At 72.2% G+C, this 19669-nt stretch carries 17 protein-coding genes; 7 read left to right on the top strand and 10 right to left on the bottom strand.

Features of this window, described 5'->3' with window-relative positions:
- Positions 1-219: 219 nt before the first annotated feature.
- Genes ABT294_RS39370 through ABT294_RS39345 form a run of 6 tightly spaced genes read right to left on the bottom strand, consistent with a single transcriptional unit; the run spans position 220 to position 6431 of the window.
- Complete coding sequence (locus tag ABT294_RS39370; protein ID WP_350811534.1) at positions 220-1839, bottom strand: serine/threonine-protein kinase; 1620 nt, start codon at positions 1837-1839, stop codon at positions 220-222.
- The gene (locus ABT294_RS39365) at positions 1829-2560 is read right to left on the bottom strand and encodes an HAD family hydrolase (RefSeq protein WP_350811533.1); all 732 of its coding nucleotides are present in this window, start codon (positions 2558-2560) and stop codon (positions 1829-1831) included. The genes ABT294_RS39370 and ABT294_RS39365 overlap by 11 nt, the downstream gene beginning before the upstream one ends.
- Positions 2550-3632: an ABC transporter ATP-binding protein gene (locus tag ABT294_RS39360; protein ID WP_350811532.1), complete on the bottom strand. Its 1083-nt coding sequence runs from the start codon at positions 3630-3632 to the stop codon at positions 2550-2552. The genes ABT294_RS39365 and ABT294_RS39360 overlap by 11 nt, the downstream gene beginning before the upstream one ends.
- Positions 3629-4480: an ABC transporter permease gene (locus ABT294_RS39355; protein WP_350811531.1), complete on the bottom strand. Its 852-nt coding sequence runs from the start codon at positions 4478-4480 to the stop codon at positions 3629-3631. Before ABT294_RS39355 ends, ABT294_RS39360 begins: the two co-directional genes overlap by 4 nt.
- A complete protein-coding gene (locus tag ABT294_RS39350; protein ID WP_350811530.1) occupies positions 4468-5286 on the bottom strand; it encodes an ABC transporter permease in 819 nt (272 codons plus the stop codon). The genes ABT294_RS39355 and ABT294_RS39350 overlap by 13 nt, the downstream gene beginning before the upstream one ends.
- A complete protein-coding gene (locus ABT294_RS39345) occupies positions 5283-6431 on the bottom strand; it encodes an ABC transporter substrate-binding protein (RefSeq protein WP_350811529.1) in 1149 nt (382 codons plus the stop codon). The genes ABT294_RS39350 and ABT294_RS39345 overlap by 4 nt, the downstream gene beginning before the upstream one ends.
- 102 nt (positions 6432-6533) lie before the next feature.
- Here ABT294_RS39345 and ABT294_RS39340 point away from each other — a divergent pair, with 102 nt between their 5' ends.
- The 3 genes from ABT294_RS39340 (at position 6534) to ABT294_RS39330 (ending at position 11270) form a co-directional block, all read left to right on the top strand.
- Positions 6534-7280: a GntR family transcriptional regulator gene (locus ABT294_RS39340; RefSeq protein ID WP_350811528.1), complete on the top strand. Its 747-nt coding sequence runs from the start codon at positions 6534-6536 to the stop codon at positions 7278-7280.
- Positions 7281-7359: 79 nt separating this feature from the next.
- Positions 7360-7626 (top strand): DUF6504 family protein, encoded by a 267-nt coding sequence (locus ABT294_RS39335; RefSeq protein ID WP_350811527.1) that lies wholly within the window; start codon positions 7360-7362, stop codon positions 7624-7626.
- Positions 7626-11270 (top strand): DNA polymerase III subunit alpha, encoded by a 3645-nt coding sequence (locus ABT294_RS39330; protein ID WP_350811526.1) that lies wholly within the window; start codon positions 7626-7628, stop codon positions 11268-11270. Before ABT294_RS39335 ends, ABT294_RS39330 begins: the two co-directional genes overlap by 1 nt.
- 45 nt (positions 11271-11315) lie before the next feature.
- Here ABT294_RS39330 and ABT294_RS39325 read toward each other — a convergent pair whose 3' ends face one another.
- Complete coding sequence (locus ABT294_RS39325) at positions 11316-12089, bottom strand: DUF4328 domain-containing protein (RefSeq protein WP_350811525.1); 774 nt, start codon at positions 12087-12089, stop codon at positions 11316-11318.
- Positions 12090-12135: 46 nt separating this feature from the next.
- Complete coding sequence (locus ABT294_RS39320; protein ID WP_350811524.1) at positions 12136-12783, bottom strand: response regulator; 648 nt, start codon at positions 12781-12783, stop codon at positions 12136-12138.
- Between the two features lie 90 nt (positions 12784-12873).
- Here ABT294_RS39320 and ABT294_RS39315 point away from each other — a divergent pair, with 90 nt between their 5' ends.
- Together ABT294_RS39315 and ABT294_RS39310 are read left to right on the top strand one after the other, a co-directional pair.
- The gene (locus ABT294_RS39315; RefSeq protein WP_350811523.1) at positions 12874-13551 is read left to right on the top strand and encodes an ABC transporter ATP-binding protein; all 678 of its coding nucleotides are present in this window, start codon (positions 12874-12876) and stop codon (positions 13549-13551) included.
- Positions 13548-15479, top strand: coding sequence for an FtsX-like permease family protein (locus ABT294_RS39310; RefSeq protein ID WP_350811522.1), 1932 nt, complete (start codon positions 13548-13550; stop codon positions 15477-15479). The genes ABT294_RS39315 and ABT294_RS39310 overlap by 4 nt, the downstream gene beginning before the upstream one ends.
- Here ABT294_RS39310 and ABT294_RS39305 read toward each other — a convergent pair.
- Positions 15476-16477, bottom strand: a complete 1002-nt coding sequence (locus ABT294_RS39305; RefSeq protein WP_350811521.1) for an LLM class F420-dependent oxidoreductase — start codon at positions 16475-16477, stop codon at positions 15476-15478. The two genes, ABT294_RS39310 and ABT294_RS39305, sit on opposite strands and share 4 nt — an antisense overlap.
- Before the next feature lie 168 nt (positions 16478-16645).
- On the opposite strand from ABT294_RS39305, the gene ABT294_RS39300 reads away from it, so the two are divergent.
- Positions 16646-17998, top strand: a complete 1353-nt coding sequence (locus ABT294_RS39300; RefSeq protein ID WP_350811520.1) for a sulfatase family protein — start codon at positions 16646-16648, stop codon at positions 17996-17998.
- A 19-nt stretch (positions 17999-18017) separates the two neighbouring features.
- Here the strand turns inward: ABT294_RS39300 and ABT294_RS39295 are convergent, their stop codons facing one another.
- Complete coding sequence (locus tag ABT294_RS39295) at positions 18018-18758, bottom strand: helix-turn-helix domain-containing protein (RefSeq protein ID WP_350811519.1); 741 nt, start codon at positions 18756-18758, stop codon at positions 18018-18020.
- Between the two features lie 50 nt (positions 18759-18808).
- Between ABT294_RS39295 and ABT294_RS39290 the strand changes: the two genes are divergently transcribed.
- Positions 18809-19654, top strand: a complete 846-nt coding sequence (locus tag ABT294_RS39290) for an NAD(P)H-binding protein (protein ID WP_350811518.1) — start codon at positions 18809-18811, stop codon at positions 19652-19654.
- Positions 19655-19669 lie beyond the last annotated feature (15 nt).

The following is a 19669-nucleotide window of genomic DNA, read 5'->3' as shown; positions in this document are numbered from 1 at the left end:
ATCTGGCACGCCGAGGAGGACACTTCCTTCTGTATCGGCTAGCAATTTCATAATAAGCTGAAACTGCTAGCTGTGACAATTCGTTGGCTGAGGGCTCCAGGGTCTCCGAAGGCGGTGGGGCGCAGGCCGGGCGGGCGCCTTCGAGCCACGAACGGGGCAAAGATCGAGGTGCACCCTCGACCGGAGAGGCGCGAGATCGCCAGAAGGCGTCCAGTGAGGCTAGGGTTCCTTGCGGCCGCGTACTTCGAAGTCGTCGAAAGTGGTCTTGAGCAGCGACTGGCTGTCCTTCGTAGTCCGCGCCCACAGCCCCATGTCGCCGTTGCCGATGCCGTTCTGGTCGTCCACCTGGTGGACCCGCTCGCCGTTCACCCACATCGTCAGCCGCACGGTGCCGCCGTTCTGCTCGCACGAGGCCGAGATGCGGGCCCTGCCGGACAGCCCGGACACCTCGACCGGCTGGGCCAGCGCGCCGCCGGAGCCCTTGAAGATGCGCCGGATGCGCGCCTTGCCGGTGGTGTCCAGCGCGAACTCGTAGTACGTGTCGTTGCCGACGCTGTGACAGTAGACGCCGTACTCGCCGTACCCCTTCGCCTGTTTGACCTCGGCGGTGACGCTGATCAGCGAGGACGGCGGCAGCATCGGCGTGGGCGTGGCCGACGGGTCGGGCGTCGCGGTGGGCGTGGCGGTGAGGAACGGGATCGGCGCCTCGGCCCAGCGGTACTCGTCGCTCGTGTCCACGTCGAGGCCGTAGGTGCCGTCGGTCCGGTAGCCGTAGCTCGTGGCGTCTTCCGGGTCGTAGGTACCGCTCCAGCCGCCCGAGGTCTGCGTGAAGTCCTCCTGGTAGAGGATCGGCAGGTCGGGCGGCCCGCCGGGCGCGAGCACCGCCCACGCCGCCACCCCGACGGCGACGACGGCCGCCGCCGCCACCGCGATCCCGGCCATGAGCCTGGCGCGGTTCGTCCTCCGCGGCGGCCGGCCCTGCGATAACGGGGTCGTCGCCCGCTGCCAGGCGACCCCTGCCGTCTGGGCCGCCTGCTCGGGCCCGGCGGCGCGTCCGACGAGCTGGTCCAGCAGCTGCTGGGCGGTGGGACGGGTCGCCGGATCCTTGCGCAGCGCGCTCCCGACCAGCTCCCTCAACCCCGGCTCGACCCGGTCGAGCGCGGGTTCGGTGTTGAGCACCTGGTAGACGATCGCCGGCAGCGTGTCGCCCCCGAACGGATGCCGCCCGCTGGCGGCGAAGGCGATCAGGCACCCCCACGAGAACACGTCGCACGCGGGCGAGACGGGCTCGCCGCGCAGCACCTCGGGGGCCATGTATCGGGGTGTGCCGACCAGTTCGCCGGTGCCGGTGACGCCGCCGAGCGTGTCGAGGGCCCGCGCGATGCCGAAGTCGATCACGCGGGGGCCGACGGGCGAGAGCAGCACGTTGGACGGTTTGAGGTCCCGGTGCACCACCCCGGCCCCGTGGATGGCGGTGAGCGCGGTGGCCACGCTGACGGCGAGCGCGTCCAGGCTGGACCCGGTGAGCGGCCCCGACCTCTGGACGGCCTGCTCCAGGTTCATCCCCGGCACGTACTCGGTGACGACGTACAGTTGCTCGCCGTCGAGGGCCGCCTCGATCACCCCGGCCGTGCAGAACCTCCGCACCCGCTGGGCCGCCTCCGCCTCCCTGCGGAACCGCGTCCGGAACTGCTCATGCTGGCTGAGCTCCGGGTTGATCACCTTGACGGCGACCCGCTGCCCGGACGGATCCTCGGCGAGGTGGACCGTGCCCATCCCGCCACGCCCGAGGACGCTCAACAGCCTGTAGCGCCCGATCTGGGAGGAATCACCGCTCACGGCGCGCTAGCTTACCGATTTCGCGCAGTTCGGGAAGGCCGGAGTGCGGGTCCACCACCAGAACGCGGCATCCGGCGGCGGTCGCGGCGGCGATGCCCGTCGGACTGTCCTCGATGGCGACGCAGCGTTCCGGGAGGACCGCCAGGCGCCGGGCGGCCTCCAGGTACGGGTCCGGGTGGGGTTTGCCGCGTGGCGTGTCCTCGGCGGTGACGATCTGGTCGAACCGGTGCCCCAGGCGGGGGAGGACCAGGTCGGCGATGGCCCGCGGGGAGGCGGTGACCAGGGCGGTGGGTACGGCCGCGGCCGCGAGCCCGCGCAGGAGCGGAAGGGCGCCGGGGATGAGGTCGAAACCCGCGGCGACCCGCTGCGCGAAGCCGTCGGTGAGCCGGGCGGCCACCGTGTCAGCCCGCGGAAGAAGCAGGCAGGCGGCGTCGGCCCGCACAGGGAGCGGGCGGGCGGCGTCGGCCTGGGCGGGGTCCGGGCGGGCGGCGTCGGCCTGAGCGGGGTGCGGACGAGTGGCCGTGGTCCCGGCCCGAGCGGCGATCAGGTGGGCGGCCACATCCTCGACGGTGCGGCCGAGGACGTGAGGGACGTCGTCGGGCCCCAGCGACAGCCCGAGCGAGGCCGCCACTGCCGCCGTCGCCTCCCACCAGAGCGTCTCGGTGTCGATCAGGGTGCCGTCCAGGTCGAACAGGACGGCCTGCGGCGGGTCAGACGGCATCGGCCGCAGCGGGAGAAGGGGCGGGCGAAGGGGACGCGGCCGTGCGCGCCGCCACCAGCACCGGACGCTCCACCAGCCGCACGCTCACCCGGGCGCCGGGCGCGAGCCGTCCCGCCTCGTGGCCCGGGACGTCGGCGAGGACCTCGCCGCCCGCCAGAGCCACCCGGAGGCGGACGGAGGCGCCGCGGAAGGACGCCACCAGCACCTCGCCCTCGCCCGAGGCGTCGGGAGAGACCCGGACGGCCTCCGGACGCACCAGGACGTCCACCTCGGCCCCGGCGGGCGCCGGCCCGTCGACGGGCAGGAGCTGCCCCAGCACGGACACCTGGTCGCCCGCCACCCGGCCGGCCAGGTGGTTCATGGTGCCGACGAACTCGGCGACGAACGGCGTGGCGGGCCGGTCGTACACCTCGGCGGGCGGCCCGGCCTGCTCCAGCCGCCCCTCGCGCAGGACGGCGACCCGGTCGGCGATCGACAGGGCCTCCTCCTGGTCGTGGGTGACGAAGACGGTGGTGATGCCGAGGTCGAGCTGGAGCCGCCGGATCTCCTCCCTGAGCGTCACCCTGACCTTGGCGTCCAGGGCCGACAGCGGCTCGTCCAGCAGGAGCACGCGCGGTTCGAGGGCGAGCGCGCGGGCCAGCGCGACCCGCTGCTGCTGCCCGCCGGACAGCTGGTGCGGGTAGCGGTCGGCGTGCGCGGGCAGCCCGACCAGGTCGAGCAGCTCGGCGGCCCTGGCCCGCCTGGCCGCCGTGGGCACCTTGCGGACCCGCAGCCCGAAGGCGACGTTGTCGCGGGCGTTCAGGTTGGGGAAGAGCGAGTAGGACTGGAAGACCATGCCCGCGTCGCGCTTGTTGGCGGGAACGTCCGTGATGTCCTCGCCGTCGACCAGGACCGCGCCGGAGTCGGGCCGCTCGAACCCGGCCACGCAGCGCAGGGCTGTGGTCTTGCCGCACCCGGACGGCCCGAGCAGCGCGACGAACTCGCCCGGTTCGACGGTCAGGTCGAAGCCGTCGAGCGCGACCGTCCTGCCGAACGTCCGCCGGAGCCCGCGGAACTCCACGCGTGCCGTCATTTCCGCTCCTTACCGAACGCGCTGGACACCGCGAGCAGCAGCAACCAGATGAGCAACAGACTGAGGATCGAGACCGCGACGGACAACTGCCCCTTGGACCCGGAGATCGTCACGATCCACACCGCGAACGGCTGGTACCCCAGCAGCCTGGCCACGGTGAACTCGCCGAGCACCAGGGCGAGCGTCAGGAAGGACGCGCTGGCCAGCGCCGTCCGCAGGTTCGGGATGACCACCCGGAACAGCACGTGCGGCCAGGAGGCGCCGAGGTTCCGCGCCGCCTCGACGAGCGTGCGGACGTCCATCGTGCGCAGCCCCGCGTCGAGCGAGCGGTAGACGAACGGCAGCACCAGCACGACGTAGGCCAGCACCAGCACGACGGGGAAGGCCGGGTTCTGCGCCGCGATCAGCGTCGCCCAGAACGGGGTGGGGGCCAGCAGGTCGGTGCCGGTGCGCAGGGAGGTGGTGAGCCCGACGACGAACGTGATCGGCGGCACCACCAGCGGCAGCGTGCAGAGCACCTCCATCACCGGGCGCAGCCGCGGCGCGCTGAGCCGCACGGCCAGCATCGCGGGCAGCGTCAGCAGCAGCACCAGCGCGATGGTGGCCGCCGCCAGCGACAGCGAGAGCGCCAGGCTGGCGAGGAAGCCCTCGGCCGTGAGCAGCTCGCCGTAGGCGGAGAAGGACACGCCCGCGGTGGGCGTGTAGATCGTGTACCAGAGCGACGCGCCCAGCGGCACCAGGAAGTACGCCGCGGCCAGCAGGAACACCACCCCGCGCCAGATCCGCGGCCGGGTGGGCGGCCTGCGGGCGGCGGAGGCGACCGGCTCCAGGCCGGTCAGTGCAGCCATCGGGAGCTCCTCTTCTGCAACGGCAGGTAGATCGCCATGACCAGCCCGGCTACGACCACCATGTCCAGGCTGAGCGCCAGCGCGATGTTCTCGTAGCCGATCAGCACGTCACCGGTGAGGGCGCTGGCGATCTTCAACGTGACCAGCGGCACCACCGTGCCGACCATGGCGTTGGCCGTCGCGAAGCCCGCGAACGCGCTGCCGAACAGCAGCACCACGCCGCCCAGCATGGCCGGGGTGAGCACGGGCAGCGCGACGAAACGCCAGTACTGCCAGGAGGTCGCGCCGTTGTTGGCCGCCGCCTCCCGCCACTGGGGGCGCAGGCCGTCCAGCGCGGGGGCCATGACCAGCACCATCAGCGGGATCGAGAAGTACAGGTAGACGACCACCAGCCCCCAGAACGTGTACAGTGCGCCCGACGGCAGCCCGACCAGGCCGCTGACCACGCCCGAGTTGCCGAGCGTGGCGATCCAGAAGAAGGCCAGCGGCACGCCGCCGAAGTTCGCGAGCACGCCGGACGCCGTCAGGACCGCCTCGCGCAGCGCGGTGAAGCGCGAGGTCACGACCGCCTGGGCGAGGACCGTGCCGAGCACGGCGCCGAGCAGCGCGACCACCGCGGACAGCCGGATGCTGCCGCCCAGCGCGGTGAGGTAGCCGCCCCGCAGGCTCTGGCCGACGGCGTCCAGGCTCGGCCGGCCCTGGACGGTGAACGCCCCCGCCACCAGCGCGATGGCGGGGATGCCGAAGACGGCGGCGAAGAAGACCAGCAAGGGCAGCGCGCCGAGCCACCCCTTGGAGCGGGTCATCCCGAGATCGCGGCGTCCCAGCCGCTGGCGAGCTTGGCCTTGGCCGCGTCGACCTGTTCGGACGTGGGGAACGTGGGGGTGCCCTCCACCTTGGGCAGGGCGTCGGCCGCGGCCTTGTCGACCGTGCCGTCGGCGGTCATCGACGGCAGGAGCACCGGCCTGGCGAAGCCCTTCAGGTACAGGTTCTGGCCTTCGGCGCTGTAGAGGTACTCCTGCCACAGGCGCGCCGCCGCCGGGTGGGGGGCGTCCTTGTTGACGGCCTGGGCGTACATCTGGAAGTACCTGCCGTCACCGGGGACGTTGACCTTCCAGTCGATGCCCTTGGCCGACATCTCGGGGGCGTAGGCGGCGTTGTTGTAGTCCCAGTCGATGCTGATCTGGGTCTCGCCCTTCTCGATGGTCGCCGGGGTGGTCTCGACCGGGTTGTAGTTGCCGGCGGCCTTCAGCTTCTTGAAGAACTCGATGCCCGGCTGGATGTCGTCGAAGGAGCCGCCGTTCGCGATGGACGCCGCGTACACGCCGGCGAACGCCGAGCCGGCCTTGGTCGGGTTGCCGTTCATCGCGACCTTGCCCTTGTACTCGGGCTTGAGCAGGTCGGCGAAGGTCGTCGGGCAGGTCTGGATCTTCTTGGCGTCGCAGCCGATCGACACGTAGCCGCCGTAGTCGTTGGCCCAGAGCCCGGTGGGCTCCTTCTGCCCCTCGGGGATCTTGTCGAACGCCTGCACCTTGTACGGGGCGAACAACCCCTCCTTGGCGCCGCTGATCGCGAACGCCTGGCCGAGGTCGAGCACGTCGGGAGCGCGGTCCTGGCCCTTGCGGGTCTTCACCGCGTTGATCTCGTCGGCGCTGGCGGCGTCAGGGTCCTCGCTTTCGACCTTGATGCCGTACTTGGCCTCGAAGGACTTGATGATCTCGCCGTAGTTGGCCCAGTCGGGCGGCAGCGCGATGACGTGGAGGTTTCCCTCCTTCTTGGCGGCCTCGACGAGCTTGTCGAGCCCGCCGAGGTCGGCGGCCGAGGTGGCGGTGCGCGCGTTCGCCCCGCCTGCCGAGCTCTGCGCCTGCTGGGCGCCGGGGGCGGCACCACACGCCGCGGTGACGGTAAGTGCTGCGAGGACGCCTGCCACGCGCACGCGAGGTGTGAACACGTCGCCTCCACTCTCCGGGTCGAATGTATGAGAACTTGTACGAACAAGCCAGCGCCAGTAAGTCGCATCGACATTGCGTTTCGGTGAACAGAAAGGTCACGGATGGTTGCTCGCTATGAACGGATCGCCGATGAGCTGCGCGACGAGATCCTCGCCGGTGTCCACGAGGTCGGCTCGCAGCTGCCCAGCGAGGCGGAGCTGGCCGCGCGCCACTCGGCCGCCCGCGGCACGGTGCGCCAGGCGCTGGCGGTGCTCGTCGCCGAGGGCCTGATCGGCTCGCGGCAGGGCGCCAGGAGCATCGTGCTGGGACGCGCGCGCAGCCAGAGCTTCGCCGAGCTGCGCAGCTTCGCCCAGTGGGCGCGGGCCAACGGCTACCGCTTCGGCGGCCAGGTGCTCGCCCAGCGCCGCAGGCGCGCCACCACCGCCGAGGCGGCCAGGCTCGGCACCGAGGAGGTGCTGGACGTGCTGCGGGTCCGCTCGCTGGAGGGCGAGCCGGTGCTGGTCGAGCGGACCGCCTACGCGAGCTGGATGACCGAGGCCGTGGAGGCGCTGCCGCCGGACTGCGAGTCGGTCACCGAGGCGCTGTACGACTCGGTCGGGCTGGTGTTCGCCTACGGCGAGTACTTGATCGACGCGGTCGCCGCGGGCGCGCGGGACGCCCGCCTGCTGGGGGTTCGGCGGGGCAGCCCCCTGCTGCGCCAGCGCCGCATCACCACGACCCACGAGGGCAGGCCCGTGGAGTGCTCGGACGACCGCTACCGGGCGGGCAGTGTCGCGTTCAGCGTGCGCAACTCGATCGGCGCGAACCCGTTGATCCGGCAGGCGGGCGACTTGCGCTCACGGCCGTAAGAACATATGTTCGAGATAGCAGCACCCGCCTTCCCCCGGGTGGCTCAACAGAAGAACCAGAGCCGCGGGGAGAAGCATTTTGAGCAGACTCTATGGCGATCCGATAGAGGTGTGGACCAGAGACGGGCAGCCGACCCAGTTCGTCTGGCGCGACCGCCTCTACCTCGTCCACCGCGTCCTCGACCACTGGGTGGTGGCGCGGGAGTGGTGGAAGCTGCATGAGGCGGATCCGGGTGAGCGCCAGTTCTGGCGGGTCGAGGCCGGCCCCGGCCGTGATTCGGGGGCGTACGAGCTGCGGTTCGACACCGCCAGCAACGGCTGGCTGCTCCTGAGGGCGTGGGACTGATGGCCCCGCCGTTCCCGCACCTGAACGTGAGCTCCGCCTACTCGATGCGGTACGGCACCGCCTTCCCGCAGGCCCTGGCGCGGCGGGCGGCCGGCGACGGGATGGACATCCTCGCCCTGACCGACCGCGACGGGCTCTACGGCGCGGTCAAGCACGCCCAGGCCTGCGCCGACGCCGGCATCGCCCCGGTGCTCGGCGTGAACCTGGCGCTCGACGACGCGCTGGTGACCGGCCTGGGCGGCGCCCGGTCCGGCTCCCATCGCGCCCGTCCGAGAACCGGGCCCGAGGCGGAGGACCGCGTCACCGTGCTCGCCCGCTCGGGCGCCTGGTCCCGGCTGACCCGCCTGGTCACGGCCGCGCACCACGCGGGGGAGCGGGGCGAGCCCCGGGTGACCCGCGAGCTGGTCGGCGCCTGGGCCGCACCCGACGAGCTGGTGGTGCTGCTCGGCCCCAGGTCCGACGTCGGGCGGGCGGTGGCGGCCAGGCGCGACGAGCTGGCCGCGGCGCTGCTCGGCCAGTGGCGGGCCATGGTCCCGGGCGTGGTGATCGAGCTGGTCGACCAGTACGGGCAGCACGACGCCGCCACGGCCGTCCGCATGCTGGCGCTGGCCGAGTCCGCGGGGGTGCCCGCCGTGCTGACCAACGCCGTCCGCTATCTCGACCCCGCCGACCACCAGGTCGGCGACGTGCTCGACGCGGCCCGCCAGCTCGTCCCGCTGCACCCGCGCCACCTGGAGCGGAGCACCTCGCACGCCTACCTCAAGGGCACCAAGGAGATGTGGCAGGTGGCCGCCAAGATCTGCGGCTCCGACCAGGCGCGGATCGCGGATCTCCTGCGCACCACCCGCCTCGTCGCGGAGGCGTGCGTGATCGACCCGGTGGAGCTGCTCGCGCTGCGTGCCGCGCCGCCGAACCTGCTGCTGCCCGAGATCGGCCGCGACCCGGTGCCGCTGCTGCGCCACCGCGTCGAGGACGGGCTGATCACCCGCGGCCTGCGCCGCTCGCGCGAGGCCCGAGACCGGCTCAGGGCCGAGCTGGACATCATCGAGCAGAAGCGGCTGTCCGGATACTTCATCGCCGTGGTCGGCATCACCGACATGATCAGAGGGATGGGCATCCGCTGCGCCATCCGCGGCTCGGGAGCGGGCAGCCTGGTCAACTACCTGATCGGCATCGGCGAGGTGAACCCGCTCGAACACGGCCTGCTCATGGAGCGCTTCCTCTCCGAGGGCCGCATCGGGCTGCCGGACATCGACGTGGACGTGGAGTCCGCCCGCAGGCTCGACTGCTACAAGGCGATCTTCGACAGGTACGGCGAGGCCAGGGTGGCTTGCGTCTCGATGATGGAGACCTACCGGGCCCGCAGCGCCATCCGCGACGTCGCCGGCGCGATGGGGCTGCCGCCGCACGAGATCGACGCGATCGCCAAGGCGTTCCCGCACATCAGGGCCGAACAGATCACCGCGTCGCTGAACGACCTGCCGGAGCTGCGCGACAGCCGCCTCGGTGAGGCGGGGCTCGACCAGGTGTTCCGGCTGGCGGAGAAGCTCGACGGGCTGCCCAGGCACATCGCCCTGCACCCGTGCGGGGTGCTGGTCGGCAACGCTGAGCTGCGCGACCGCACCCCGGTGGAGCGCAGCCTGCTGGAGTTCCCGATGTCGCAGTTCGACAAGGACGACGTCGAGGAGGCGGGTCTGCTCAAGCTGGACGTGCTGGGCGTGCGGATGCAGTCGGCGATGGCCTACACGCTGAGCGAGATCGAACGGGTCGACGACGTCGTGGTGAAGCTGGACGTCCAGCGCGGTTCGGAGCCGGGCGTCCAGTACGTCCCGCACGACGACCCCGACACCTACGACATGATCTGCGCCAGCCGTACCCTCGGCTGCTTCCAGATCGAGTCGCCCGGCCAGCGCGAGCTCGTCGCCAAGCTGGAGCCGCGCACGATGCACGACCTGATCGTGGACATCTCGCTGTTCAGGCCGGGGCCCGTCAACTCCGACATGGTCACGCCGTACCTGGAGGCCAGGCACGGGTGGCGCCGGCCGTACTACCCGCACGAGAGGCTGCGCGAGGCGCTGAAGGAGACGCACGGCGTGGTGGTGTTTCACGAGCAGGTCCTCAAGATCGTGGACGTGATGACGGGCAGGGGCCTGTCGTTCGCCGAGGTGCTGCGCCGCACGCTCGACACGTCGGAGGGGCGGGAGCGGGTGCGCAAGACATTCGTGCCGCTGGCCAGGTCGAAGGGGTTCGACGACGCGGCCGTGGAACGGGCGTGGAAGGTGCTCGACGCGTTCGGCGCGTTCGGGTTCTGCAAGGCGCACGCGGCGGCGTTCGCGCTGCCCACGTACCAGTCGGCGTGGCTCAAGCGGCACCACGCGGCGGCGTTCTTCGCCGGGGTGCTCACGCACGAACCCGGCATGTATCCGCAACGCGTGATCATCGACGAGGCCAGGCAGTGCGGGGTCGAGATCCTGCCGCTCGACGTGAACAGGTCGGGCAAGGACTGGCAGGTGGAACGCCTCGGGCCGCGCGACGACCAGGCGTTGCGGCTCCGGGTGCGTCCGGCCGACCTGGGCGACGACCTGCCACGGCGGATCAAGGGCTTCAAGGCCGAGGAGATCGGCAAGGGGTACGCGCTGCGCGTGCCGTTCTCCGCGGTCAAGGGGGTGAGCGAGGCCGAGGTGGAGCGCATGGTGGCGGGCCAGCCGTACACCTCGCTCGCCGACTTCTGGGACCGCGCCAGGCCCTCCCGCCCGGTCGTCGAGCGGATCGTCCAGGTCGGCGGGCTCGACACGCTGCACGACCTGCGCCCCGGCGGCGGCTCCCGCTGGCGGCCGGGCCGGCTGACGCGCCGCGACCTGGTCGCCCAGGTCGGCGCCCTCCAGCGGGGCTCCACGATCGGCGTCAAGCAGGGGCCGCGCAGCAGCAGGCGTTACACGCCCCCCTCCGCCGCCCGCCCCGACGCCGTGGCGGGCGGCCCGCCGGCCGTCCAGCTCCCGCTGGGCTTCACCGAGCACCTCCCGCCGGGCGAGCTGCCCGAGATGACGGAGACCGAGATGGTGGAGGCCGAGCTGGAGATCCTCGGCATCGACATCAGCCGCCATATCATCAGCTTCCACGAGGAGTTGCTCGACGCGATCGGAGTGGTACGTTCCAGAGACCTCCTCGACCAGCGCAACGGCGCCGAGGTGCTGGTCGCGGGCGTGAAGGTGGCCACCCAGACCCCGGCGGTCCGCTCGGGGCAGCGGGTCATCTTCACCACCCTCGACGACTCGACGGGCCCGATCGACCTGACGTTCTTCGAGTCGGTGCAGGGCAGGTGCGCCGCGACGGTGTTCGGGTCGTGGCTCCTGCTGGCCAGGGGCGTGGTCAGGCGGACGGGCACCAGGGCGGTGTCGATGCGCGCCGTCGACTGCTGGAACCTGGTCGACCTCGACTCCCTCTGGCGCTCCGAGGGCATCGAGGCGGTCAGGGCGGTCCTCGACCAGCCCCTGGACGACCGCGGTGGCGTCGGCGGCCGGAGGATCGAGTACGCCAACGGCTTCAGGCTCTCCCCTTACTCCGACCTCGGCCCCGCCATCACCACCCCGCCACGCAGGCTCTGGCACGCCAGCCAGGGCAGTTCCGGCCCCACCGCGGCGTGACCTCCCGCCCGGCGGGCCGGACGGGCGGGAGCCGGGCGACGACGGTCAGCCGGTGTGGCCGATCGGGGCGGAGTCCGGCGACGGCGGCGTGATCGGCTGCGCGATCGTGGGGGCGACCGTTGGGACGACCGTTGGGACGACCGTGCGCGCGCTGGCCGCGGCCTGCGCGCTCTCCGGCGCGGGCACCGGGTCGGCCTGCGACCGCTGGATGCGGGTGATCTGCCGGACGGTGGCCGCGCACAGCAGGGCGGCCAGAGCCGTAGCGCCCAGCTCCCAGCCGCCCACGCCCGTCAGGTCGCCCGCCGAGGAGTCCATCGGGACCCGGATGGTGATCAGCGCCAGCGCGCCGAGCCAGCTCAGCCACCACGCCCCGAGCAGCGCCAGCCAGCGGGTGCGGCGGTCGAGCGGCGGACGGGCGCCGCGCCAGACGTCGTCCACCAGCACCATCGGCGCCAGCAGGTTGACCCCGGGGATCAACCAGGCGGCGGCCACCGGGCCCGTGGGCGCGGTGCGGTCGTTGGCCTGCCTGGCCCGCACCAGCCAGGTGACGTACGCGGCGGCGGCGGCCACCGCCGTGCCCGCGACCAGCATCATCAGCACGGCGAACACGGTCACGGCGCCGACGACCGCTTCGGCGTCGGCCCCGCGCGGGCGTCCGCCGAACGCGGCGAGCTGGGCCGCGAGGCGACGCCCGCGGGTCTGTTCGAAGATCACAAGGGCGCCCAGGGAGAGGACCTGTGCGACGAGGGTCACGTAGACGGCAGAGGCGGCTTTGGTAGGCGGCTGGGCATAGCGCACGTTGTTCTCCCCCCGGGCCATGCGCTGAGGTTCTGATTCTCTTCTATCCCGCCGACCACGTTGTTAATCAGCCCACCACGCCGGATTCCCACGCCCAAGCTGCGATTCCAACGCGATTTCTGACACCGAGTTTGGCCTGGATGCTCCCAAGATGCGTCTTCACCGTCGACAGCGAGACGAACAGCTCGCCGGCCACCTCCTGGTTGGTGCGCCCCCTGGCCACCAGGCGGACGACGTCCAGCTCCCGGTCGGTCAGCGGGTCCTTCAACGGGGCGGGTCCGCGCCGGGGCCGGGCCAGGTGCTGCAGCAGCCGCACGGTCACGGACGGCGACACCAGCGACTCGCCCTTGGCCGCCGCCCTGACCGCCTCGATCAGCAGCGTGGGCCCGCTGTCCTTGAGCAGGAAGCCGGTGGCCCCCGCGCGGAGCGCGCCGTAGACGTACTCGTCGAGGTCGAAGGTGGTGACGATGACCACGCGCATCGGGTTCTCCACGCCCGGCCCGGCCAGCAGGCGAGTCACCTCCAGCCCGTCGAGCTTGGGCATCCGGATGTCGAGCAGGCACACGTCCGGCCGCAGCCGCCTGGCCTCCGACACCGCCTGCGCGCCGTCGGAGACGGCGGCCACCACGTCGAATTCCGGCTGGGCGTCCAGAATCATCTTGAATCCGGCACGGACGAGTTCCTGGTCGTCGGCGATGAGCACGCTAATAGTCACGGCGACAACTCTAGGATCAGCCGTTCGGCCGAGGCGGCCCGGTCGGACGGCCGATCCTCCGAACCCCCCTTCCACGCCAGGCTCGTGCCCATGAACGACGTGCTTGTTGGACGAACCCTGGCCAAAAGGTTCGGGCAGACGGTCGCCCTGGGGGGCGTGGACATCGCGGTGCAGGCCGCGGAGGCCGTGGCGATCATGGGGCCGAGCGGCTCGGGGAAGTCGACCCTGCTGCACTGCCTGGCCGGCATCATGAAGCCGGACTCGGGCGAGGTGCACCTGCTCGGCCAGCGCATCGACGCGATGCGCGAGCGGGAGCGCAGCGCGCTGCGCCGCACCCGTTTCGGCTTCGTCTTCCAGTTCGGGCAGCTGCTGCCCGAGCTGCCCGCCGAGGAGAACGTGGCGCTGCCGCTCATGCTGGGCGGCGTCCCCAGGGCCCAGGCGGTCCAGCAGGCACGCGACTGGTTCGGGCCGCTCGGCCTGCAGGGCATGGAGTCCAGGCGGCCCGGCGAGCTGTCCGGAGGCCAGGCGCAGCGGGTCGCGATCGCCAGGGCGCTGGTGAGCAAGCCCGCGGTGGTCTTCGCCGACGAGCCGACCGGCGCGCTCGACCAGCACACCGGCCAGGAGACGATGCGGTTGCTGGTGGAGGCCACCAAGCACAACGGCGCGTCCCTGATCGTGGTGACCCACGACACGAACGTGGCGGCCTGGTGCGACCGCACGGTCGAGGTCCGCGACGGCCGGCTCCTCGCGGGTGGGGTGCGGGCATGAACCTCGGTCTGACCTGGCGGCTGCTCAAGGGCGGCGGCCGGAGCGGCATGCTCGGCACCTGGCTCACGCTGGGCGCCGTGGCCGTGGCCACGGCGCTGCTGCTGTTCGCCGTCGCGGCGAACTTCGCCTTCGCGGCCAGGGCCGAAAGGGGCGCCTGGCGCAACCCGGTCGCGGCTACGGGCAAGCCGGTCGCGATCGAGGCCGCGCGCTTCGACTACGTGCGCGACAAGCAGATCACCGTCGTCGACCTGGCGGCGCTCGACCCGGGGGCGCCTGCCCCGCCCGGCCTGGCCCGCTTCCCCGCGCCGGGTGAGATCTGGCTCTCCCCGGCCCTGGCCGAGCTGGCCCGCGAGCTTCCCGCCGCCGAGCTGGCCGCGCGGTACCCGAAGCAGAAGGGCGTGCTGGGCGACGAGGCGCTGGTCTACCCCGGCGAGCTGGTCGCGGTCGTCGGCCACGCCGCCGACGCTCCGGAGCTGGCCGCGCAGCGCGGCGACCTGCCCAGGGGCGCCGCCCCGACCAAGATCGCCGACTTCGCGGGGACGCCGACCGACGACGCGGTGGGCTACCGCATCCTGGCGCTCATCGCCAGCGTGCTCATGGTCGTGCCGCTGCTGGTGTTCGGCGGAGCCGCCGCCAGGCTCACCGTCGCCCGGCGCGACCAGCGGCTGGCCGCGCTGCGGCTGGTCGGCGCGACGCCCGGCCAGGTTGTCGGGATGACCGTGGCCGAGGCCGTCATCGTCGCCTTCGCCGGCGCGCTCGCGGGCACGGTCGCGTACGGCCTGGCCGCGCCGCTCCTCGCGAACATCCCGATCGGCGGCGGCTCCTGGTACGTCTCCGACCTGTGGCCGAGCCCGCTGATCATGGCCGCGGCCCTCGTCGCGGTGCCGCTGCTGGTGGGCCTGTCGGCGGTGGTCGGACTGCGGCGTGTCGTGGTCAGCCCGCTCGGCGTGGCCAAGCGCGAGACGCCGCCCGCCATGCGGTTCGTCAGGGTGCTCGCGCTGGTCGCGGCCCTGGCCGCGTTCCCCGTGCTGAGCCAGAGCACCAGCGTGGCCGTCGTCGTCGTGGCGCTCGCGCTTCCCTTCCTCGGCATCAACCTGGCCGGCCCGTGGGTGGTCGGCCTGATCGGCAGGATCACCGCCGGACGGGCCCGCGGTCCCGCGCGGCTGCTCGCCGGACGCAGGCTGGTCGACGACCCGCGCTCCGCCTGGCGGACGGTCAGCGGGGTGGCCCTGACCGGCTTCGTCGCGGGCTTCATCGGCCTGCTCAGCCCGGGGGTGTTCACCAGCGACGCGGTCCCGGGCCAGCTGCGGGTCGCCGTCCCGGCCGGGCAGCCGTCGGCGGTGGCCGAACAGGCGCGCGACAGGCTCAAGGCCGCCCGGCTGACGGCCACCGTGAAGACCGAGAAGAAGGTGGTCGTGATCGCGCTGGGCACCAGTGCCGACACCGCGACCGTCGACAGGGCCCGCACCGCGCTCGCCGGGCTCGTCCCGGGGCACCTGCCCACGACCGGGGCCGACGACGATCAGGCCGGGGTGCAGATCCTCGCCGACATCCGGTCGGGCACCGTGGTGGTGCTGACGGTGTCGTTCCTGGTGGCGATCGCGAGCGCGGGCATCACGGCGGCCTCGTCGATCCTCGACCGGCGCCAGACGTACGCGCTGCTGCGGCTGGCGGGCACGCCGCTGGAGGTGCTGGACAAGGCGCGCAGGGCGGAGACGCTCGTCCCGCTGACGGTGATGGGCGGGGGCGCGATCGCCGTGGGCGTGTTCTGCGGGCTGCCGTTCATGGCGGGCGCGGTGAACGTCACGGGGGTCGTCACGCTGCTGGTCTGCGTCGTGCTGGGCTTCGCCGGCGTGATCGGGGCCGGCGCGCTCAGCAGCCCCCTCCTCAGGTCGGTCACCGCCGACCCGGCTCCCCGTCCCGACTAGCCCAGCACCAGGTCGCGGACGACCTTCAGGGACGGCTCGTCGCGCACGCCCATGACCAGCAGGTTCGTGACGGGGGAGGCGTGCCAGAGCTGCAGCCGCTCCTTGATGCGGCCGGGCGGGCCCACCAGCGAGATGCCGTCAGCGAGCTCGTCGGGGATCGCCCGGAACGCCTCGTCCTTCCTGCCCGCGAGGTAGAGCGACTGGATGCGCTCGGCCGCCTCCGCGAAGCCCATGCGGCCGATGATGTCGGCGTGGAAGTTGCGGTGCTTGGCCCCCATGCCGCCGATGTACAGGGTGAGCATCATCTTGACGCCGTCCAGAGCGGCCCGGACGTCGTCGGAGATGACGACCATGACCATCGCGGCGATGTCGAAATCCCCGCTCCTGCCGGAGAGGGCGTCGCCGTACATCTCCTCGATCTTCTCGGGGAAGGCGAAGAGCGGCAGCCAGCCCTGGGCGATCTCGGCGGCCAGGGCGACGTTCTTCGGCCCCTCCGCACCCAGGTAGACGGGAATATCGCCGCGGAGCGGGTAGGTGATGAGCTTGAGCGGTTTTCCAAGGCCGCCCGGCAGGGGGAGGGGGTAGTGGACACCGTCGCTGGTCACGGGTTCCGCACGGCGCCAGACGCGGCGCATGATCTCGACGTACTCGCGGGTCCTCGCAAGGGGTTTGCCGAACGGCTGGCCATACCAGCCCTCCACCACCTGTGGCCCCGACGCGCCCACGCCGAGCAGCAGGCGACCGCCCGTGAGGTGGTCGAGGGTCATCGCGGTCATGGCGGTGGCGACCGGCGTCCTGGCCGAGAGCTGGGCGACGGAGGTGCCGAGCTTGATCCGCGACGTGCGCGCGCCGTACCAGGCCAGGGGCGTGAACGCGTCGCTGCCGTAGGCCTCGGCGGTCCACACCGAGTCGTAGCCGAGCCGCTCGGCGGCGAGCACCGTCTCGGTCGCGTCGTCCGCGTGACGCTGCCAGTAGCCGAGGTTGAGACCGAGCTTCATGCGACACCTCCCGAATATAGTTCTATTACGGCCGGGGGTGGCCCACGTGTCAATGCACGATCTTCCGGGGAGGTCAGCTCTGTGTTCAAGGGTCTCCGTCGTCTCCTCTGCCTCCTGCTCCTCCTTCTCCCCGCCGCCGAGCCCGCGGCGGCAGCCGGAGCGGCACGCGTGACACAGCCGAACATCGTCTTCGTCATGGCCGACGATCTGGAAAGCGGCACGTTGCCGAACTTTCCCAACATCACCGAGCAACTGGTCCGGCAGGGCGTCTCGTTCGACCGGTTCTTCGTGACGAACTCGTGGTGCTGCCCGTCCCGGACGTCGATCCTGCGCTCCCAGTACGTCCACAGCCACGGCGTGCTGACCAACACCGCGCCCGAAGGGGGCTTCGACCGCTTCAACGCGCTCGGTTTGGAACGCTCCACAGTCGGGACGTGGATGCAGCAGGCCGGATACCGCACCGCGCTCATGGGCAAGTTCCTCAACCACTATCCGGGCAACTCGGCCCCCGAGACGTACGTGCCGCCGGGCTGGAACGAGTGGGACGTGCCCGTCCGCGAGCTGTACCAGGAGTACGGCTACCGGATGAACGAGAACGGCACCACGGTCGACTACGGCTGGGCCGAGCAGGACTACCTGTCCGACGTGCTGGCCCGCAAGGCCCACGACTTCATCAGCGGCTCCACCCAGCCGTTCTTCCTGTACCTGGCCCCGATCGCGCCGCACAACCCGGCCAACCCGGCGGTGCGGCACGCGAACGACTTCGCGGGGGCCACGGCGCCGCGCCCGCCGTCGTTCAACCAGCCGGACGTGAGCAAGGAGCCGCTCTGGCTGCGCTCCCTGCCGCCGATCGGGCCGGCGGGCATCGACGGGGTGGACGAGCGGTACCGCCGCAGGATGCGAGCCATGCTCGGCGTCGACGACCTCGTCGGACAGGTGATCAACACCTTGCGGGAGACGGGCAAGCTCGACGACACCTACATCTTCTTCACCTCCGACAACGGCTTCCATCTCGGCACGCACCGCCTCAAGCAGGGCAAGACCACGCCGTTCGAGGAGTCCATCAAGATCCCGCTCGTGGTGCGGGGGCCGGGGATCGAGCCGGGCTCCCAGGTCAACGAGATGGGCGCGACGGTGGACCTGGCGCCGACCTTCGCCGAGCTCGGCGGGGCGCAGACCCCGTCGTTCGTCGAGGGGCGGTCGCTGGTGCCGCTGCTCCGGGGCGAACATCCGCAGTACTGGCGCAAGAACGTGCTGCTGGAGTTCTACCGCCCGACCAACAAGTCGTCGGCCCGCCAGACCCCGGTGCCGCCGTACGAGGCGTTGCGTACCGCGAACTACACCTACGTCCGGTACGCCACCGGCGAGATGCAGCTCTACGACCTCGCGAGCGACCCCTACCAGTTGCACAACGTCGCCGCCCAGGCCGACCCCGACCTGCTGCTGAACCTACAGGGGAGGCTGATGTCGATGCACGAGTGCTCAGGGGAGACCTGCCGGATCGCCGACCTGCGCGAATGACCGGCGCTCGGCCCCCGGTTCAGGCCGCCGAGCAGGAACCGGGGGCGGGCAGGCGGCCCGAGCGGTACGCGTTCGGCGGCACCCCCATGACCTCGTGGAACTCGGCCGTCATGTGCGACTGGTCGTAGTAGCCCGTGTCGGCGGCCAGCGACGCGGAGCCCTCGCGGCAGACCCTGGCCAGCACGCCGCGCACCCGGTGGATGCGGGCGAACCGCTTGGGCGACACGCCGACGCCGGCGGAGAACAGGTTGCGCAGGTGACGCTCGCTGACGCCGAGCTCCCTGGCGACGTCGGTCACCCGCTCCCGTGCCAGCAGCTCGGCCGCCGCGTCGAGCAGCTGCCCGCGCGCCAGTTCCGCGGGCCGCCGCTCGGCCAGGCGGCGGCTCAGCGCCGCCTTCATCCGGTCGGCCACCCGCTCCCGCCAGGCTGCCGCCGAGGACACCAGCTCGGTCAGCTCGCCGGCCAGCAGGTCGGCCTGCGCCCCCCACAGCTCGCGCAACGGGACGATCCGGTCGACGAGCTCGCTCATCGGCAGCCCGAGCAGCGGCCGGGCCCGACCGGGGCTCAGCCGCAGGGTGACGCAGTGCGGCACGTTCTTGGGCATCAGGTACGAGGCGCGCGTGCGTGGCCCCAGCACGAACAGGTCGCCCGTCCCGTCTGCGACCGTGCGGAAGGCCACCGTGGCGGCGGTGTCGGGCTCCCGCACGTGAACCGTCAGGTCGCGGAGACCGCCCACGGTGGGCGGCGGCGCAGTGCTCATGTGCCGATTCTTCCTATAACCGGCGAGGAGCGCGCTGGCAGCCTGCCTCTATGATCCTGATCACCGGTGCCACGGGCACCATAGGCAGCGAAGTCGTCCGTCTCCTGCTGGAGCGCGGCGAGCCCGTCCGTTCGCTGACGCGCGACCCCGCGCGGGCCGCGGGCGGCGAGGTCGTGCGGGCGGACTTCGACGACCCCGAGTCGCTGAGAGCGGCCTTCGACGGCGTGTCCACCGCCTTCCTGGCGACGGCCTTCGGGCCCCGGCTCAAGGAGCACGACCTGGCCATGGTCGAGGCGGCCAGGTCGGCGGGCGTGAAGAAGGTGGTGAAGCTCTCGGCCATCGGCACGGGCGACACGGAGGACCCGAACGACATCAGGGCCTGGCACCTGGCGGGGGAGCGGGCCATCCAGGAGAGCGGGATGGCCTGGACGATGCTCCGTCCGGCCGGCTTCGCCTCCAACGCGCTGGCCTGGGCCGAGGCTGTCAGGTCGGGCGGCCCGGTGCCCAACTTCACCGGCGACGGCGCGCAGGGCGTCGTGGACCCGCGTGACGTGGCGGCCGTCGCGGCCGAGGCCCTCACCGGCACCGCGCACGAGTCGCGCGCGTACGCGCTCACCGGGCCCGAGCTGCTGAGCGTCCCCGGCCAGGTGGGCATCGTCGCCCGGACGGTCGGGCGCCCGGTGGAGACGCTGGCGGTCTCCATCGAGGAGGCCGCGGCGGGGATGCGCCAGTCGGGCGCCGGCGAGGACCTGGTCGCCGCGGTCGTCATCGGCTGGACCATGCTCAGGGACGAGGGCTACCCCGTCCTCACCGACACCGTCCAGGCCGTCCTGGGCCGTCCGGCGACCAGCTTCGGGGCCTGGGTCCAGGACCACCGGGCCGCTTTCACGGAGTGACGCTCCCACCTGGGA

The sequence above is a fragment of the Nonomuraea sp. NPDC000554 genome (genome assembly GCF_040300065.1).
Taxonomy (GTDB): domain Bacteria; phylum Actinomycetota; class Actinomycetes; order Streptosporangiales; family Streptosporangiaceae; genus Nonomuraea.
The sequence above is the reverse complement of the archived record's forward strand: the minus strand, read 5'-3'. Positions and strand labels throughout refer to the sequence as shown.

What these genes read in the sequence shown, in the direction of transcription:
- ABT294_RS39295 (WP_350811519.1), bottom strand. Translation starts at nt 18,758, where the DNA reads ATGAGCACTGCGCCGCCGCCCACCGTGGGCGGTCTCCGCGACCTGACG.
- ABT294_RS39290 (WP_350811518.1), top strand. Translation starts at nt 18,809, where the DNA reads ATGATCCTGATCACCGGTGCCACGGGCACCATAGGCAGCGAAGTCGTC.
- ABT294_RS39315 (WP_350811523.1), top strand. Translation starts at nt 12,874, where the DNA reads ATGAACGACGTGCTTGTTGGACGAACCCTGGCCAAAAGGTTCGGGCAG.
- ABT294_RS39330 (WP_350811526.1), top strand. Translation starts at nt 7,626, where the DNA reads ATGGCCCCGCCGTTCCCGCACCTGAACGTGAGCTCCGCCTACTCGATG.
- ABT294_RS39365 (WP_350811533.1), bottom strand. Translation starts at nt 2,560, where the DNA reads ATGCCGTCTGACCCGCCGCAGGCCGTCCTGTTCGACCTGGACGGCACC.
- ABT294_RS39360 (WP_350811532.1), bottom strand. Translation starts at nt 3,632, where the DNA reads ATGACGGCACGCGTGGAGTTCCGCGGGCTCCGGCGGACGTTCGGCAGG.
- ABT294_RS39340 (WP_350811528.1), top strand. Translation starts at nt 6,534, where the DNA reads ATGGTTGCTCGCTATGAACGGATCGCCGATGAGCTGCGCGACGAGATC.
- ABT294_RS39305 (WP_350811521.1), bottom strand. Translation starts at nt 16,477, where the DNA reads ATGAAGCTCGGTCTCAACCTCGGCTACTGGCAGCGTCACGCGGACGAC.
- ABT294_RS39310 (WP_350811522.1), top strand. Translation starts at nt 13,548, where the DNA reads ATGAACCTCGGTCTGACCTGGCGGCTGCTCAAGGGCGGCGGCCGGAGC.
- ABT294_RS39350 (WP_350811530.1), bottom strand. Translation starts at nt 5,286, where the DNA reads ATGACCCGCTCCAAGGGGTGGCTCGGCGCGCTGCCCTTGCTGGTCTTC.
- ABT294_RS39325 (WP_350811525.1), bottom strand. Translation starts at nt 12,089, where the DNA reads ATGGCCCGGGGGGAGAACAACGTGCGCTATGCCCAGCCGCCTACCAAA.
- ABT294_RS39355 (WP_350811531.1), bottom strand. Translation starts at nt 4,480, where the DNA reads ATGGCTGCACTGACCGGCCTGGAGCCGGTCGCCTCCGCCGCCCGCAGG.